The organism is Candidatus Aminicenantes bacterium, from assembly GCA_026393855.1.
Taxonomy (GTDB): domain Bacteria; phylum Acidobacteriota; class Aminicenantia; order Aminicenantales; family UBA4085; genus UBA4085.
This window is the reverse complement of the sequence record JAPKZJ010000045.1, coordinates 1-17,704: the sequence shown is the minus strand read 5'-3', so window position 1 is coordinate 17,704 and position 17,704 is coordinate 1. Positions and strand designations below refer to the sequence as shown.

Annotated in this window: 13 protein-coding genes; 9 read left to right on the top strand and 4 right to left on the bottom strand. The window is 64.8% G+C overall.

Features of this window, described 5'->3' with window-relative positions; all coding sequences use genetic code 11:
* The 5 genes from NTZ26_05165 to NTZ26_05145 all read left to right on the top strand — a co-directional run.
* A partial coding sequence (locus tag NTZ26_05165; protein MCX6559886.1) for a hypothetical protein occupies window positions 1-270 on the top strand: 270 nt, incomplete at its 5' end.
* A gap of 142 nt (window positions 271-412) precedes the next feature.
* Window positions 413-952, top strand: a complete 540-nt coding sequence (locus tag NTZ26_05160; protein MCX6559885.1) for a ferritin — start codon at window positions 413-415, stop codon at window positions 950-952.
* Window positions 953-1,067: 115 nt separating this feature from the next.
* Window positions 1,068-2,339, top strand: a complete 1,272-nt coding sequence (locus tag NTZ26_05155; protein ID MCX6559884.1) for a Gfo/Idh/MocA family oxidoreductase — start codon at window positions 1,068-1,070, stop codon at window positions 2,337-2,339.
* A 7-nt stretch (window positions 2,340-2,346) separates the two neighbouring features.
* Complete coding sequence (locus NTZ26_05150) at window positions 2,347-5,769, top strand: DUF1080 domain-containing protein (GenBank protein MCX6559883.1); 3,423 nt, start codon at window positions 2,347-2,349, stop codon at window positions 5,767-5,769.
* A gap of 27 nt (window positions 5,770-5,796) precedes the next feature.
* Complete coding sequence (locus tag NTZ26_05145; GenBank protein MCX6559882.1) at window positions 5,797-7,230, top strand: amidophosphoribosyltransferase; 1,434 nt, start codon at window positions 5,797-5,799, stop codon at window positions 7,228-7,230.
* 91 nt (window positions 7,231-7,321) lie between these two features.
* Here the strand turns inward: NTZ26_05145 and NTZ26_05140 are convergent, their stop codons facing one another.
* Entirely contained in the window at window positions 7,322-8,188 is an 867-nt protein-coding gene (locus NTZ26_05140) for an MBL fold metallo-hydrolase (protein MCX6559881.1), read from the bottom strand.
* A gap of 1 nt (window position 8,189) precedes the next feature.
* Window positions 8,190-11,951, bottom strand: a complete 3,762-nt coding sequence (locus NTZ26_05135; protein MCX6559880.1) for a glycosyl hydrolase — start codon at window positions 11,949-11,951, stop codon at window positions 8,190-8,192.
* A 191-nt stretch (window positions 11,952-12,142) separates the two neighbouring features.
* On the opposite strand from NTZ26_05135, the gene NTZ26_05130 reads away from it, so the two are divergent.
* From NTZ26_05130 to NTZ26_05120, 3 genes are all read left to right on the top strand, one after another.
* Entirely contained in the window at window positions 12,143-13,498 is a 1,356-nt protein-coding gene (locus NTZ26_05130; protein ID MCX6559879.1) for a Gfo/Idh/MocA family oxidoreductase, read from the top strand.
* 94 nt (window positions 13,499-13,592) lie between these two features.
* Window positions 13,593-14,375 (top strand): DUF1080 domain-containing protein, encoded by a 783-nt coding sequence (locus NTZ26_05125; GenBank protein ID MCX6559878.1) that lies wholly within the window; start codon window positions 13,593-13,595, stop codon window positions 14,373-14,375.
* A gap of 150 nt (window positions 14,376-14,525) precedes the next feature.
* Window positions 14,526-15,320, top strand: a complete 795-nt coding sequence (locus tag NTZ26_05120) for a ThuA domain-containing protein (protein MCX6559877.1) — start codon at window positions 14,526-14,528, stop codon at window positions 15,318-15,320.
* A 90-nt stretch (window positions 15,321-15,410) separates the two neighbouring features.
* Here NTZ26_05120 and NTZ26_05115 read toward each other — a convergent pair whose 3' ends face one another.
* The gene (locus tag NTZ26_05115; GenBank protein MCX6559876.1) at window positions 15,411-16,826 is read right to left on the bottom strand and encodes a class II fructose-bisphosphate aldolase; all 1,416 of its coding nucleotides are present in this window, start codon (window positions 16,824-16,826) and stop codon (window positions 15,411-15,413) included.
* A gap of 67 nt (window positions 16,827-16,893) precedes the next feature.
* Window positions 16,894-17,205 carry a hypothetical protein gene (locus NTZ26_05110; GenBank protein ID MCX6559875.1) on the bottom strand — a complete coding sequence of 104 codons (312 nt, stop codon included), beginning with the start codon at window positions 17,203-17,205 and terminating at the stop codon, window positions 16,894-16,896.
* Window positions 17,206-17,378: 173 nt separating this feature from the next.
* Here NTZ26_05110 and NTZ26_05105 point away from each other — a divergent pair.
* Window positions 17,379-17,704 (top strand): hypothetical protein (locus tag NTZ26_05105; GenBank protein MCX6559874.1); only part of this gene is annotated, 326 nt, incomplete at its 3' end.

Below are 17,704 nucleotides of genomic sequence, written 5' to 3'. Positions count from 1 at the left end.
CTGTCGGTGGATGTGATCGGCCGCTATGCCCGAGCCTCGGATTTCAAAGGCGATTGGACGGAAATCGCAACTTCCGGCGGTAGGACAAGCCAGGCCAGCGGGTCTGATCGATATTTCTACTATTACGAGTACATGGAGAATGGCGCTCGCTATTCGAATTTAAATTTTAGCCGAACTGGTCCGAGCGACGCGGTGCTTGTCCGCAAAGGGATTGTCGACCTGACGGGATTCTCGGTTTCGGTGGGGATTAAATACGCGCTCGGGAAATAGAGTCGAGAGTCAAACGCCCCGGCGATTTTTCAAGACCATTCCTCCTTTGTCGGTTTCGCCGGGCTGATAAAGAGTTGACAGCCGCTTTGGGCCGGCGTAGAATCAATCTGTAATCATTACAAACTGAAAGACGGAGGAACCGATGATCAACGCCCGCGTCCGCGACATCATGAACGAGCAGATCAAGAACGAGCTCGAGTCGCAGTACATCTACCTGTCCATGGTCGCCTACTTCCACGAGCAGAACCTCGACGGCATGGCTCACTGGATGCGCGTCCAGGCCCACGAAGAGACCATCCATGCCATGAAGTTCTTCGACCACATCATCGACCGCGGCGGCCAGGTCGAGCTGCTGGATATGAAGCAGCTCAAGAAGACCTGGGCCTCGCCCCTGGAAGCCTGGAAGGACGCCTACGCCCACGAGCAGTTCATCACCTCGAAGATCCACGCCATCCTCAAGGTCGTCCGCGAGGAAAGCGACTTTTCGGCCGAGCCGATGCTCAACTGGTTCGTCAATGAACAGATTGAGGAGGAGAAGAACACCTCCGGCATCGCCATTCAGTTGGAGAGGGTCGGCGCCAGCAAGGACGGTCTCTATATGATGGACAAAGAGCTTTTGGCCCGGGTCTGGCCGGCCGGCTCATGCTTCGATCCCGCCGTCTACAACCTGCCCACGGCCTGACGGCCGGGCCCGGCTCGGGGCCCCGAAAATCCGGATTGATCCGCCGCCGAGTGAAACAGTAAGATAAGGGCGCTTCGCCATCGGCCCGACGGCCGATGACGGTCAGGAGAGCGCCATGACCGCTGCTTCCCGTTTGCCCCGCCGCGATTTTCTCAAGAAAAGCGCCGCCCTCGCCGCCGCCTTCACCATCATCCCCCGCCGCGTCCTTGGCGGCGCGGGCTATCTCGCCCCCAGCGACGAGCTGACCAAGGCCGTCATCGGCGTCGGCGGCATGGGCTTGGGCCACCTTCGCTACGCGGGGGCCCGCCTGCTGGCCGTCTGCGACGTGGACGAGAACCATCTCAAGACCGCCCTCGACGCGGGCGGACCGGGTGTCGCCGGCTACCGGGATTTTCGCGAGGTGCTGGCCCGTCCCGATATCGACGTCATCCACATCGCCACCCCGCCGCATTGGCACGGCCTGATGTCCGTCCTGGCCGCCGAGGCCGGCAAGGACGTCTGGTGCGAGAAGCCTATGACCCGGACGATCGGGGAGGGGCAGAAGGTCGTCGCTGCGGTGCGCCGCAACGGCCGCATCTTCCGGATCAACACCTGGTTCCGATTCGAGGGCGGGTTCTACGGCTTCGGCACCACGGTCCAGCCGATCAAGAAGGTCGTCGAGAACCGGCTCCTGGGCTGGCCGCTCAAGGTCACGGTCAGCGGCATCACCGGGTTCGACTGGAAGTTCTACTGGAGCGGCCGGACCTGGCTCCCTCCCCAGCCCGTCCCCAAGGAGCTGGACTACGATTTCTGGCTCGGGCCGGCGCCCGTGAAGCCGTACCATCCCCATCGCGTCCACCAGACCTTCCGCGGCTATTGGGACTATGACGGCGGCGGCCTGGGCGATATGGGCATGCACTACCTCGACCCGGTCCAGTACCTCCTGGAGAAGGACGGCACGAGCCCGACTGAGATCGAGGCCGACGCGCCCCAGCAGCATCCCGACGCCTGCGGCCAATGGCGCCGCGTTCGGCTGCGCTACGCCGACGGCTGCGAAATCATCCTGGACGGTGAAAATAGGGACGTCCAGGCCCCGTTCATCGAGGGGCCCGAGGGCAAGCTTTACCGCGGATTCCGGTCGGATGTGGCGGGCCTGAGGGAGAAGATCGACGCCTTGCCTGATCCCGCTGCGCAGGCCACGGACTTCGCCCGCGCGGTGCGCGAGCGGCGGACCTTCGCCCTCAACGAGACGAACGCGCACCGGTCCTGCACCCTGGTCAACCTGGCCAAGATGGCGGTCCGGCTGAACCGGCCCCTGCGGTTCGACCCCGACCGCCAGGCTTTCGTCGACGACGAGGAAGCCAACCGGCTTATCCACGAGCCCATGCGGGCGCCGTGGACCTTGTGAGGATGCCATGACAAGTCCGAATCTTATCTTCCGCAAAACGCTCCGCGTTCTCTTTTCCGGCATCCTGATCGCGGCCCTGTCCGCCGCGTTCGTACCGGTTGTCAAAGCGCAGGACACCGGCTTGACCGCCCGGGTGACGGCCGTCCTGGCCAAGTTCCCATCGCCTTCGGGAGCCGTCCGGGACAAGGCCTCGGCCGAACTGTTGGCGCTCGGCGAGCCCGGCTTGCTCGAGGCCTGCCGCCGTCTCTCCTCTATCGGTGTGGACGACGACAGCCTGGCCCGTTATGCTCTGCACGGAGCCGCGGTTTATGCCGCTCGCGCCGGGGCGGAGCCCGAGCGGGCCGCCTTCTCGGCCGCGCTGGTCCAAGCCCTGGCTGTACATCCGTCGGCCGATGCCAAGGCCTTCATCCTTAGTCAGCTCCAACTGGCCGGACGCGACGAAGCGGTCCCCGCGATCGCGGCCTGCCTGGCCGATCCCGTCCTGGTCGACCCCTCCGCCCGGGCCTTGGCCACGATCGGCGGAGTCCAGGCCGAAAAGGCTCTTCTCGACGCGCTGGCGAACCCCGCGGGCCCCGCGCCGCTGCCTTTGATCCAGGCGCTCGGCTTCCTGAAAAGCCGGCCTGCTGTCCCGGTTCTCCTCTCCCGGATCGCAGCCGCGGATCCCGCCCAGCGGAAGGCGATCCTGGCGGCGCTGGCCGAGATCGGCGATCCCGCCGCCAAGCCGGCTCTCGAAGCGATCCCCGTCACGCTCTCCAGCCGGGAGCGCCTGGCCGCTGCCGAGCTCTATCTCCGCTATGCCGAGCGGCTGTTCGATAACGGCCGACGCGACCTGGGCCTTGAGATTTACCGAGCCGTCATCGCCGGCTTCACGGGGGACGGGGAAAGCCAGGTCCGTTCGAATGCCCTGGACCGATTGGCGTCCGCGATTGGGGATGAAGCGTCCCCGGATCTCCTGGCTGCCGCCGGAGCCCCCGACCCGTTCTTTCGAGCCAAAGCCCTGGCCTTGGCCGAGACGCGCCCGAATTTCAGCGTCCGGAGCTGGGCCGAACGGGCTTCGGCTCTCCCGACCGTCGCTCAAGCCGATATCGTCCGCATGCTCGGCCGCCGCGGCGACAAGGACGCCGAAGCGTTCATCAAGGCCAGGCTCGGATCCGACGAGAAGGCCTTGCGGCTGGCGGCCATCGAGGCTTATTCCCGGCTGCGGGGCGCGGCCGCGGCCGACGAAATTCTCCCGTTTTTCGCCACGAACGACGAGGACCAGGCCTTGGCGGTGAAAAACGCCGCCCGGAGCTGGCCGACCGCGGTCGTCATGGCTGATCTGGCCGCCGCCTCGGCCGCCTTTCCGCCCGCGGCTCAAAAAGCGGTTCTCGAAATATTCGCCGAACGCCAATTGATCGCCGCCGGACCCGCCGTGCTCAAAATGGCGGCGAGCCCGGATCCGGGCGTTCGCGAGGCCGCCATGGCTGCGCTCGAGCAGACCGCCGGGCCGGCCGAGATACCGGCTTTGATCAATCTGCTTATAAAAGCCGAATCGCCCAAAGATATCGTTCCTGTGCAGAACGCGCTGGTGGCCGCATGCAATCGTGGGACCGAGCCCGAACGTCGGGCGGACGCCGTTCTGGCGGGGCTGAAGAAGGCCAAGGACGGCAAGCGGGCCAACTTCATCCGTCCGCTGTCCCGCATCGGGGGAACAAGGGCCTTGCAAGCCGTCGCGGCCGAGATCAAGGGCAAGGTCCCCGCGGCTCAGGCTGCCGCGCTGTCCGTCCTTTCGAGCTGGCCCGACGCTTCGGCCTTGCCCGAGCTCTTCAAGCTGGCCGAGTCGAAGGACCGCAAGACGCGCTACCTGGCGATCCAGGGGATCGCGCGCCTCTTGGGCGATCCGTCAGCGTCGTCCGATCGGCTGGGGCTCTGGCAGAAGGCCTTCGCCCTGGCCGTCCAAGACGATGAGAAGGGCGTGCTGGTGGCGGGGCTCGGCGGGCTGCGCAACGGCGAAGCGCTGAAGAAGGCCGCTTCCTTCCTTGGCGTTCCGGCCGTGGAGGCCAAGGCGGCCGCGGCCATTGTCAGGCTCGTCATGCCCGCGCCCGGCCTTCCCGGCCTGACGGGTTTCGATGCGGCGCAGGCTCTTCGCGCCGCCCTGCCCTATATCGACAACGCTTATGATCGCGAACAGGCCGAGAAATATGCCTGGGATCTCCTGCTCGGGGCGGGCTTCGAAGCCTCCTTCAACGGCAAGGACCTCTCGGGCTGGAAGGGCTTGGTGGCCGACCCGCCCGCCCGGGCCAAGATGACGCCCGAAGAGCTGGCCAAGGCCCAAGCCGAAGCCGACGCCCTGATGCGGGCCCACTGGAAGGTCGTCGACGGGGCGCTGGCCTTCGACGGCCAGGGCCACAGCCTGTGCACGGCCGCCGACCTCGGCGACTTCGAGATGTTCGTGGACTGGAAGATCGAGTCCAAGGGCGACAGCGGCATCTATCTGCGCGGCTCGCCCCAGGTCCAGATCTGGGATCCGGCCCAGTGGCCGGAGGGCTCGGGCGGGCTCTACAACAATCAGAAGAATCCCAAGAACCCGCTGGTCAAGGCCGACCGGCCGATCGGCGAGTGGAACACGTTCTACATTCGGATGATCGGGGACAAGGTGACCGTCCATCTAAACGGCGTCCTCGTCGTCAACGACACGGTCATGGAGAACTACTGGGAGCGCGAGAAGCCCATCTATCCCTTGGGCCAGATCGAGCTTCAAGCGCATTCGACGCCGCTCTATTTCAAGAACGTCTTTATCCGGCGGATCGTCCCCGGAGCCTCGGGCTTGCCCGAGCTGCCTCCGGCCGTGGGCGAGACTCCGGCCGAAGAGCAGGCGGCCGGCTTCGTCTCCTTGTTCAATGGCCGCGACCTCGCGGGCTGGACTGGCGACACCAAAGGCTATGGCGTCGAGGACGGCGTCATCGCCGTCAAGCCGGAGAGCGGCGGCAATCTCTACACCGAGAAGGATTACTCCGACTTCGTCTTCCGGTTCGAGTTCAAGCTGACGCCGGGCGCCAACAACGGCATCGGCATTCACACCCCGCCCGAGGGCGACGCCGCCTATGTCGGAATGGAGATTCAGGTCCTGGACGACGGGGCCGAGGTCTATAAAAGCCTCAAACCCTATCAATATCACGGGTCGATCTACGGCGTGGTCCCTTCGAAGCGCGGCTTCCAAAAGCCGGTGGGGGAGTGGAACAGCGAGGAGATCCGGGTCCAAGGCAAGCGGGTCACGGTGAGGCTGAACGGGGCGATCATCGTCGACGCCGACATCGATAAGGCTTCCGCGCCGCAGACGATCGACGGCCGGGACCATCCCGGACTGAAGAGGGCGAGCGGCCGCATCTCATTCTGCGGCCACGGCTCGCGGGTGGAGTTCCGCGCCCTGCGGATCAAGACGCTGGACTGATTCGTTTCGGCGTAAGGAGGAGGATCCATGGGAGGCTTCTTCGGGGCCATCGGCAAGCAGGATGTCATCGCCGATCTCTACTACGGGATCGATTATCATTCGCATCTGGGCACCAAGCGGGGCGGAGTGGCCGTGGTCAGGCCCGACGGCTTCGCCCGGGCCATCCATAACATCGAGAACGCCCAGTTCAGGACCAAGTTCGACCCCGAGATCCCGCGCTTGCGGGCCGACCGGGGCATCGGCGTCATCAGCGACACCGACGACCAGCCCTTGCTCATCAAGTCGCATCTGGGCGAATACGCTCTTGTCACGGTCGGCGTCATCAAAAACGCCGATGCGCTGGTCGCCACGGCGCTTCGCAGCCGGCGCCTGCATTTCGCCGAGATGAGCCAGGGCGGGATCAACCCCACCGAGCTGGCTGCCGCCCTGATCGACCAGGGGGACACCTTCGAGGAAGGCATCGCCGCCCTGCAGGACGCCGTCGAAGGCTCGTGTTCGCTCCTGCTCCTGACCAAGGACGGGTTCTATGCCGCCCGTGATCGCTACGGCCGGACACCGGTCATCATCGGCCGCAAGGACGGCGTCTGGGCGGCGACCCAGGAGACCTGCGCCTTCCCCAACCTCGGCTTTGAATACGTCCGGGACCTGGGGCCGGGCGAGATCGTCTTCGTCACCTCGGACGGCGCCGAGACGCGCCGCGAGGCGGGGCCGGTCAACCAGATCTGCGCCTTTCTGTGGGTCTATTACGGCTATCCCGCGTCGACCTATGAGGGGATCAACGTGGAATGGGCCCGCAATCGCTGCGGGGCCGCCCTGGCCCGGCGCCACCCGGCCGAGGTCGATTTCGTGGCCGGCATCCCCGATTCCGGCGTCGGACACGGGATCGGCTTCGCGGCCGAGGCCAAGCTGCCGTTCCGGCGGCCGTTCGTCAAGTACACACCGACCTGGGCCCGTTCCTTCATGCCCCAGAATCAGGACGTCCGGGACCTGGTGGCTCGGATGAAGCTCGTCCCCATCCGGGAGCTCATCCAGGGCAAGAGCTTTCTCTTCTGCGAGGACTCCATTGTCCGCGGCACCCAGCTCAAGGATGTCATCCAGCGGCTCTATGATTTCGGGGCCCGCGAGATCCACATGCGCCCGGCCTGTCCGCCGCTTGTCTATGGCTGCAAGTTCCTCAACTTCTCGGTCTCGCGGTCGGAAATGGACCTGGCTGCCCGCCGGGCGATCCGGGAGATCGAGGGCGAGACGCCGGCGGCTTTCGAACCCTACGCCGATCCATCGACTTCGGCCTATGCGGCCATGGAGGAGAGGATCCGCCAGCGGCTCAACCTGACTACGCTGAAGTACCAGCACCTGGACGACCTGGTCGAGGCGATCGGCAAGCCCAAACACACGATGTGCACATACTGCTGGGATGGGGTCGAGCTCAAGAGCCCGCCGCTGCCTTTTCCGCGGGATTGATACGTTCGCGGCGGAGGACTGCAACCCCGTCGTCGAACCGCCGGGGCGGAAGCCGAGCCCGGGGTATCGAGCGGGTTTATCCCGGAAGCCGTTAGAATTCGATCACCCGGCCGACGCCCAGGGGGATGAACTCCGCCCCGAAGGCGGTTCGGAAGAGGGCGATCGCCGCGGCGCCCGTGCAGTGGGTGGCGCCGCAGCGAACCACACCCGCGGCCTTCATATCCGCGATGATCTTTTTAACGTCCGCCTCGGATGTTTGCATGAGATGGAACCCGCCGACGACCGCCTCGATCGGCTTGCCGCGCCAAGCGGCCGCTTTACGGACGATATCGACGATCCCGGGGTGGGCGCAGCCCGTGATGAGCATCCCCCCGGCTTTGGTCTCAAGGAGCAGGCCGATCTCGGGGATCAGGTTGGCGCCGACGATCTGGCTGGTCAGACGGGCTCCCGGGCAGATCTCGACGGGCTTGTCCACCTGGATGATTTTCGTCCCGAGGAAGGCGAGCTTGGCCAGAGTGGGAATACCGGCCGATCGGGCGGCCGATTCGGAGATGAGGGCGAGCGCGGCGGGGATATAAAGTGTCACGGCCGAGTGCTTTTCGAGCACCGCTAGAAGGCCTCCCATATGATCGGCGTGGGGGTGGGAGATAACGATGGCGTCCACCTTATTAAGATCGATAGCGAGCGCCTTGCAATTGGCCAGAAGGATTTCGGGCTTGGTCCCGGTATCGAAGAGGATCGTTTTGCGCAGGCCCTCGATCAGGCAGGCGAAGCCCCAGTCCGACTGGACGCCTTCCCGGGCGGTCGTGTTGTCATAGAGAATGGTTAGGCGGGCTTGGCCCGCGGGGATCGGCGCGGAGGCGCGAAGGGCGGCGCCTCCCGCCCCCAACACGGTCATCAGGACCGCGGCCGCCAGAACCGCGCGGCGGCGGACGATCATTTTCAGGCTTGTCGGCATCTTATTTCTCCCTTGTCGTCTTCACTGTAGCCGTGATCAGCCGGACCGGGCCGATCAGGCCGGACGGCCGAAGCGCGTCTTTTTTGCCCCAAAGCCGCCAGGACGAGAACGTGAATCTCCCGGTCGGGCTGGGCTTGCCCTCGAGCAGCCATTTCGGCCAGGCCTTCACCGTGCCGTCGGGGTTGCGGTCGCTGTCCTCGGGCAGGAATTCGTCGCCGATCTGCCGGTTGATGAGAAGATTGGCGACTTTGATCTCCAGCTTGTTGGATCCTGGCAGCACGGCGGCCGAAATATCGACGCGATAGGGCGGCTTCCAGAGAATCCCCAGATTCTTCTCGTTGAGCTTCACTTCGGCCATGACCTGGACGTCGCCCAGGTCGATCGCAAGCCGTTTGTCGCCGCCGATCTCGTCCGCGGTCAAGGCGAAGGTTTTCGCATAAGTCGCCTCGCCGGAGTAATACGCGATTCGCTTGTCCGGATGCGCACTCCAGGAGACGAGCGTCTCGAAGACGGCCGAATCGGGCGCGCCGCCGCCGGGGGCGAAACGGACGTTCCAGGGGCCGGCCAAATCAATGGCCGCGGCCGCTCCACGCACTTCCACCGTCTCGGTCCGACCGTTGGCGCGTTCGAGGACGAGCGTTCCGTCCTTTTCGGACTGGATCTCGAGGCCGCCGTTTTTATTTATGGTCAGCTCGATCCCGGGGCTTTCGACGAGCTTCGGAGCCCCGCCTTCGAGCGCCGCCGTCGGAGTGCGCCAGGCTGTGGAAAAGAGCGCCTTGCCGTCCAGGGTCGCGGAGCGGAGCCGCTCTTTGGCCGGCTTGGCGCCCTTGGGGAAGACGACGAACACCGAACCGGACGGCTCGAAACAGACCGGCAGGCGCATGAGGCCGTCCGCCTCTTCGTAGACGGCAGGCCGTTCGATCCGCCCAGTATCCGGATGCCACAGCTCGGGCCGTCGGCCCTTGACCCGGAACGCAAGCAGGGCCTTTTCCGGCTGGGGGAGCTTGTTGGCCACAAAGTAGATATCGGCTTCGGGTGTCGTCCGATGGATATAGCGCAGGCTGCGGACGCCGCTCGCGGCCTGGAAATCGAAGTCGGGCGGCAGGCCGAGCTTGTTCATCACCGCGGCGACGATCTCTTCCTCCGCGAATATGTCGGGCTCGGCGAAGGTGGGGACGAGCCCCCTCCAGGGCGCCATGCCCAGGGGACCGACATCCTTGGCCGGGACCCAGCGCGTCCCGGCTTTCGGGACGCCTTGGCTTTCTGCGAGGGTTGCCGTCGCGCTGAGCCACTTTCCATCTGTGACGATGTCCGTACCTGTCCCGTCCGAGTAGCGGATGGCGATTCGCCCGATGAGGCCGGCCGGGCTTGGTGCACTGCCGCCGTTCGTCGCCTCTACGAGCAGGACGTTCTTCCCCGGTTTCAGCAGGGGCGCGATGTCGGTGCTTTCGAAGCGTCGGAACCCGAATCCTTCGCCCGCTTTCCGGCCGTTCATCCAAGCTGTGAAAGCGTCCTCGGCGTGCATCATCAGGCGGGCCGAAGCGATCGTCTTGCCTTCCTCAAGCGCGAATTCACGCTGGAAGGATCGACGGCCCGGCGGAACGGCCACGGCGGGGTTCCCTTCGGGATACCAGATCCAGCGGGCCGGGCCCAGGACTTCGCGGGGGGACGGCGTAGGCGAGGCTTTGGCTTGGATGTCGGCCGACCAGAAGACGCGCCCCCGTCCCAGCTTCCGCTCGGCCAATTGGGCCGGGGCGTCTCCCGTGCCCCAAAGGGCATCGGCCAGGCTTCGAATCTCCGTGTCGCAGGCGGGGTATCCGCCCAGTCCGGGCGAATTCACCGGCTTCGGACCGACGACCGTCGCCCCCGCCTCGACCAGTTCCTTGATCTTCTTGAGCAGGGGAACGGTCATGGTTTCGACTTGGGGCAGAACCAATAATCGGTAGCTCATCCCGTCCGGCAGGACTAGGCGGCCGTCCTTGACCGACATTCGCGTCAAGAGGGCCTCAGGCGGGCATAAGTCGTAGTTGTAGCCCGTCCGGTCGCGGGGCTCGTCTCGATTGTCCGACGAGAGGGCGAAGAAACGCTTCTGCAGGCCGATGGAAATGGGCGAGCCTTCCGGGGTCAGGTAGCAGACGTCGGCCGTGAAAAGCCCTTGTCGAAGAAGGTATTGGCATCTGGACAGATACTCATGCCAGGCGGACGAGAGGTTCCACCAGCTCTGGGTCCCTTCGTAATGCAAGCCCCAGGGCCCCATGGCCATGCCCGGCCGGACGCCCGGCCAGGGCTGCATGGCGAAACGGTGGAAGACGAAGCGGTTGATCCCCTCGCAGAAGGCCCAGTCCCCGATCTCCTTGATCAGCGCTGGATGAAGGCGCCAGCGCTCCTCGTCCTGCGAAGTGAAGGCTTCGGCCCCGACGATATTCTTGCCGTAGACGTGGGCCGAGGAGGCCATCTCGGTGCAGGTGAAGCCGAATCCATACGGCTTGCCGTCCCAGAACCAGAGCGGCCAGAACTCGCCCATCGGCTCGTCCGCCCGCCCGGCGTAGGCCAGCTCGTCCGTGGGGCAGGTCGTGTAGGCTTCGATCGAGAGGCGCAGGCCGCGCGCGGCGGCCAGCTCCCGCATCCGGCCGGCGTAGCGGTCCAGCACCAGCTCGGAGATCGTCTGCCGGAAGTCCCAAAGGAATCTCTCGGAGACGGCCAGGCCGCCTACGATGCGACCGGTCAGAACCGGCAGGAATGGTAGGGGGTCATAGCCGCGAAGGCGGCGGAACTCCTGGGCGAAATCCTTGGTCCAGTTCTGGGTGTTCGTCTCCCAGCTGTCGATGTGCACGGAGACGAAGGTCTTTCCGGCCCGGGCGCCGACGGCGTCGATCAAGGGGCCTAGGAAGCCCGCGAAATGGGTCTCGACGGCTTCCTTGCTCATCTTGTCGCAATCGAGCCCGCGGCCCGAATCGGGGGCCGGCCCGTTCTCCTTGCCCGTCGGTGTGTAGCCGAAGCGTAGGACGGTCCAGGCTCCCTCGGGAGCATCCCAGACAAGCTTCCCGGCGCCGTCCATTCGATCCGTCACATCGATGATCTTGTCGCGGGCGATCATCTCTCCGGCCGGCGGCTCGGGCCAGGCGGCTCGGGTGGGGAGAAGACTCGATCGGCCCCCGTAATGGAAGTCCGTCGGCAATTCCATGATCTTGTACCGGATGCCGTCGATGCGATCCGTGCCGGCGGGCAGGGCGGGAAACGCCAGCACCCGGATGTCCCGGTAGTAGCCTGCCACCTTCTCGGGAGCTGGGAGGAGGCCCTCGAAGCGCTTGGGCCCGGCGACGGCGGTCTCCGTCCAGACGACTTTCTGCGCGGACAGCTCGGGTGTCATCCACGGTCCGCCGCTGCCGCACCAGCCGGCGTCGTTGTTCATGTTGACTTCGAGGCCGAGCCGCTCCGCCTCGGCGCAGACGAACCTGAAGAGCTCGCGCCAGGCGGGGCAGCCGAAGGCGATGGGGCCCCGGGGGGCGCCTTGGTCCACTTCCATGATCAGAACCCCGCCGATGCCGGCCCGCTTCATCGCCTCGAGGTCGGTGGTGATGCCCTGGCGGGTGATGTTGCCGTTCAGCCAGAACCAATAGACCCAGGGGCGGGCGGCGGGCGGCGGCGCGGCGAAGCCCTGCTCGAGGCTCCCGTCGGATTTTGCGGCCGGGCCGCATCCGGTGACGAGCGTGAGGGCGGCGATGGCCGCCAAGCCGGCGACGACGAGCGTTTTTTTGGACATGGCTAAATCTCCCGAAGCCGATAGGCTTCATTCCCCGACGGTCGGGAATGATATGCCCGGCTGCGAGCCGAAAGCAAGCTGCACCGAGGCCGCGTGGGTTCGTCCCCCCCCTTGTTGACGCGGGGGGGCCTCCGCAATATAGTAAAACCCTGCGAACGGAATCGCATTCATATCCCCGAGGGAGGAGACTCATGACAACGCGCCGTGAATTCCTGGGAACGGCGGCCGCCGCGGCCGCCGGCGTGATGGTCGTGCCGCGCCATGTCATCGGCGGCAAGGGCTATACGGCTCCGAGCGACAAGCTGAACATCGCCGGTGTCGCGGTGGGAGGCAAAGGCTTCTCGGACGTGCAGGCGGCCAGCACCGAGAACATCGTTGCCCTGTGCGACGTCGACGACGAAAAGATGGCTGCGTTCTTGACCTCGGATCAGCACACGCCCGAGCGGAAGGCCATGTACGAGAAGGCGGCCAAGTTTCGCGACTGGCGCAAGATGCTGGATCAGGTCAAGGACATCGACGCCGTCACGGTATCGACCCCCGACCACAACCACGCCATCGTAGCCATGGCGGCCATGAAGATGGGCAAGCACGTCTTCATCCAGAAGCCGCTGACCCACACCATCAAGGAAGCCCGGATGCTGGCCGAGGAAGCCAAAAAGCGCAATCTCGTCACGCAGATGGGCAACCAGGGCCACTCCAAGGAAGGGGCGCGGCTGATCTGCGAATGGATCGCCGACGGGGCCATCGGCGACGTGTCCGAAGTCCACGTCTGGACGAATCGCCCGATTTGGCCGCAGGGCGTCGATGCGCCCAAGGAGATCCCCTCGGTCCCGCCTAACCTGGACTATGACGTTTGGCTGGGCCCCGCCCCCTGGCGGCCCTACCATCCCGCCTTCAGCCACTTTGTCTGGCGCGGTTGGTGGGATTACGGCACCGGCGCCCTGGGCGACATGGGCGCGCATCTCATCGACCAGCCGTTCTGGGCTTTGCAGCTCGGCCACCCGACGACCGTTCAGGCCAGCTCGACGAAGTACAACAAGGACTCCTACCCGCTGGCCGAAATCGTTTCCTACACCTTCCCGGCCCGGGGCAAAATGGTCCCGGTCAAGATGATCTGGTACGACGGCGGTCTGACCCCGCCGCGGCCCGCGATCCTGGAGACGGGCCGGATGATGGGCGACGACGGCGGCGGCGTGCTTTTCGTCGGCTCCAAGGGCATGATCATGTGCTCGACCTACGGCGACAACCCCCGCATCCTGCCCGAGAAGCTGATGCAGGACTACAAGCGGCCGGATAAAACCATCCCGCGCTCTCCCGGCATCATGGAAGAATGGGTCGCCGCCATCAAGGCCGGCAAGAAATCGACCACGGACATCCCGGCCTATTCGGGGGCGTTGACCGAGGTCATGCTGCTGGGTGTCGTCGCCCTGCGGTTCAAGGACACCAAGACGATCCTTGAGTGGGATCCCATCAAAATGGAGTTCCCGAACCTGCCCGAGGCCAACCCGTTCGTCCACAAGACTTACCGGGCCGGCTGGTCTCTCTGAGCTTGTTTGCAATGGGGGGCGCGGTCGGCCGCGGCCCCCGTTTCATTTGCCGAAGTTGAGGCCGGATGTGCCGGCCGTGCGCCAGGAGGAGAGGGTGAAGAAGACAATTTTAACCGTGTTCGCCGTTTTGCCGATTCTGGGGTTGGCCGGGCTGGCCGCGCTTTTTGCGGGGCAATCCAATCCGCGCGCCGCGGAGCTTCAGAAGTGGGGCGTCCATGACGAGACGAGGCCGATGCCCCCGGTCGTCGACCCGGGGCCGGCGGGCCCTTCGGCGCCCGCGCCCTCGGATGCGATCGTCCTGTTCGACGGCAAGAGCTTGTCGCAGTGGACGACGGCCAAAGGCGAGCCGGCCAAGTGGAAAATCGAGAACGGGTACATGGAAGTGACTAAGGGCGCCGGCGAGATCAGGACCCGATCCCGGTTCGGCGACTGCCAGCTTCACGTCGAGTGGGCCTCGCCGGCCGAGGTGGTGGGGGACAGCCAGGGCCGCGGCAACAGCGGCGTCTTCCTGATGGGGATCTACGAGGTTCAGGTTTTGGATTGCTTCCAAAACAAGACCTATGCCGACGGGATGACCGCGTCCCTCTACGGCCAGTACCCGCCGCTCGTCAACGCCTGCCGCAAGCCGGGCGAATGGCAGAGCTACGACATCGTTTTCATCGCGCCTCGCTTCGACAAGGCCGGCAAACTCGCGAGCCCCGCGAGGATGACCGTGTTCCATAACGGGATTCTCGTCCACAACGATCAGGAACTAACGGGGCCGACCGCGCACAAGGCCCGGCCGCCCTATGAGTCCCATGCCGATCACCTGCCGCTCGCCCTGCAGGATCACGGCAACCCAGTCCGCTTCCGCAATATCTGGATAAGAGGTCTCTGAAGGGGTCAGGTCTCAACATTCAACATTTCTCGAATGATGGACCCGCCCTTGGAGCCGGAATATTCTCGAATTCGTGAGAGGCATGCGATTTGTGGTTGAAGCGCGAAATGTCGAATGTTGAGACCCGACCCCTCTCCTAAGGAGCTTGATATGTCCCGAAATCAGATCATTAAATCGGTTGTTATGGCCATCGTTTTTCTCGCCGTCGCGGTCCTGACCGCAGCCCCCTTCACGCCGCAAACGCTCCCCGGCGCGGGCAAGAAGGTCCTGATCGTCTGGGGCGGCTGGGATGGCCACGAGCCGAAACAGTGCGCTGACATTTTTGCCCCCTGGCTCAAGGAGCAGGGCTTCGAGGTTGAGATCGCCAACACCCTGGATGCCTATAACGACGGGACCAAGCTCAAAGGGCTGAACCTGATCATCCAGATCTTCACCATGGCCACGATTACCGGTGCCCAGGAGAAGAATTTGGAGGAGGCCGTGAAAAGCGGCGTCGGCATGGCTGGATGGCACGGCGGCATGGCCGATTCGTTCCGCAGCAACACCGAATACGAGTTCATGGTCGGCGGCGCCTGGGCCGCGCATCCCGGCGGGGTCATCGACTACGACGTCGAAGTCACGAACCAAACCGATCCGATCACCAAGGGTCTATCCGGATTCCATATGAAGTCCGAGCAGTACTACATGCTGGTCGATCCGAACGTCCAGGTCCTGGCCACGACGACCTTCAGCGGCCAGTACGCCCCCTGGATCAAGGGCGCGGTCATGCCCGTCGTCTGGAAGAAGTTGTACGGGCAGGGGAGGATCTTCTATACCTCGCTGGGCCACGTCGCGGCCGACTTCAAGGTGCCGCAGGCGCTCGAGATCGTCAAGCGCGGAATCCTCTGGGCCGCCCGCGTGCCGGGTTCGGGCGACGATCCCAAACCGACCAATCCTTACAAATAGGGGTCAGGTCTTAAGATTTAAGATATCTAATATTTCTGGCGCTTTCACTATAGAAGAAAACTCATATCTTAAGACCTGACCCCTCTCTTTTTAGTCGGCTAGGCCCGAGACGTCTTCCTTGGCCGCGGCTTTGATCCCGTCAGCCGGCCGGGGTTTGTGGATTTCGGGCGCCTTGACGAACTTGGCCACGGCGTCCTTGTTCCCCGCCACGGCAAGCTGGCCGAAGAGGAACGCAAACGTCTTCTCCAAGTCCGCCCCGATGGCGGTCCGAATCGTCTCCGGCAGGGTCCAGAACTTCTCTTTGAACGGGCCGACCGCCTTCTTGCGGGCTTTGTAGATGAACTGGGCTTCCGAGTCCTTGGCTTTTCGCTCGTCCGCGGCGTGGACCTTGACCCACTCCACGATCTCGGCCTTGAGGCTCTCGGGCACGGCCGGGTGGTCCAGGACCAGGGTCTGGAAGGCCGTGGCCAGATGGACTTCGCATGTCCGCGCTTCGACGAACTTGTGGAAAGCCGCGTCCGGCAGGGTAGAGGCCCCGTGCTGGACGGCGCCGCCCATGCCGTAAGGATGGCGGGCCCGCTCGCTGACGGTCCGCAACGTCTCGAAGTCGATCGAGACCTTGGCCAGCGTGCCGTCCGGGAGGACGACGCCGCCGTGGCTGGTGCCGGTCTGAATGCTGATCTTGCTGATGCCCGTCCGTCCGCCCTTGCGGTGCTCGAAGCCCTTCATGAAGGCGTCCAGGTCCTCGGGCGTGCTGTTCTTCTGCCCGACCTCGCCGATCTCGCCGCCGATCGAGATCGTCACCCCGGCCGGCTCGTGGCTTCGGATGAATCCGACGAAGTCCCCGCACAGCTCGTAGTTCAGCCGTTGCTGCTCGTCGAGCGTGGGTTTGTCCAGGTCGACCAGGGTCGAGGTGTCGATATCGATGTTGTAGAACCCGGCCGCGACCGATTCGACGATCAGATCGCGCACCGCCTGCACCTCGGGCCCGGGGGCCGCGGCATACTTCTTGGCCGAGATCTGGAAATGATCGCCCTGGATGAAGACGGGGCCGCGGTGGCCTTCCCGGATAGCCGCCGCCAAGACGGCGGCGACATATTCCGAAGGCCGTTGATCCGTATAGCCCATCTCGGAGCGGGCGATCTCGAAGATGAACGCCCCGGCCCCGATGGCCCCGGCGGCGCGGAAGACGGCCCGGGCCGAATCGTAGGCCATGACCCGCAGGTTCATGGCCGGGACCGTGAACCAGCGATCGATTTCGCCGCGGCCCATGGCCATGTAGAGATCGTGGATCGAGGCGGGCCGGATGCCCAGCGCCTGGGTCGCTTCGCCGATGATCCAGCGGGCCGCCGCCTTGGTCTCGGCGTCGCCGAACACGGCTTCGTGGATCAGGCCGTCCATGCGAGCGGCTAGGGCGTTCGCGTCCTTGACGGCGATTCGTTCATCCGCCAGGCACACGGAGCCGGCCAGGGATTCGATCAAGCGGTCGATAGACGTATGGGGCATCGGGATTCTCCTTGCGAGCGCAGTGGCTCGAATTCGCGCCAGTATACCAGAAACAAAAGGCGGACAGCTATCCGCGGTTGCCTTTCTTCTTGCGTCCCAGGATGCCGCCGCTCAGGAACAGGCCGGCCCCGATGACGAACCCGAAGTTGTACCAGGCGCCGTTGTTGTGGACCTCATACAGCCGGATTGTTTTCGAGAACAGGGAGATGATGAACGTGACTGGGGAGATAAGCCCATGCCAGATCCCCAGCCAGAAGCCGGCGACCTTGCCTTCGGCGTTGGCGGTTTTTTCCGCAGCGTTCGGCCCGGGAGCGCAGCTCCAAACCAGAAGCGCGGCCATGATGACGAGGCAAAGCCCGAGAACGGTGAACTTTTTCATGCTCCCTCCTCAAAAGTCATCCCCAGTATAGACGCGGCCGGATTTGCGGTCAACGGCTTTGGGCGCCGTCGCTCCGGATGGACGCGCCGTGCCGCCCATCGATGTCCCGGAAAAGGGAGAAGTGTTCTTTTTTGCGCTATACTGGCTTCGCTCGAACCGCTCGCGAGGTGACGATGAAAACGAACCGTATCTTGAATGGCGTCATCGCCGTCGCGGCGCTGGCCGTTCTGGCTCCGGCGCATCAAACCGCCCAGGTGCCCGGCGCCGAAGGCGCATCCTATGAGGCCGTGATCGCGCCCGGGACCAACTACGATAAAGCCGAATTCAAGCTCTGGCTTCCGCCGGCGGCGAAAGCCGTGCGGGCCATCGTCGTGCTTGTGCCAGGCTCCAACGGCGACGGGCGCCCGTCGGCCGATGACCCGGTTTGGCGCGAATTTGCGACCCGCCGCGGCTTGGCGCTGCTGGGCTGCCGGTTTACCGACAAACCGCACGATCAGGG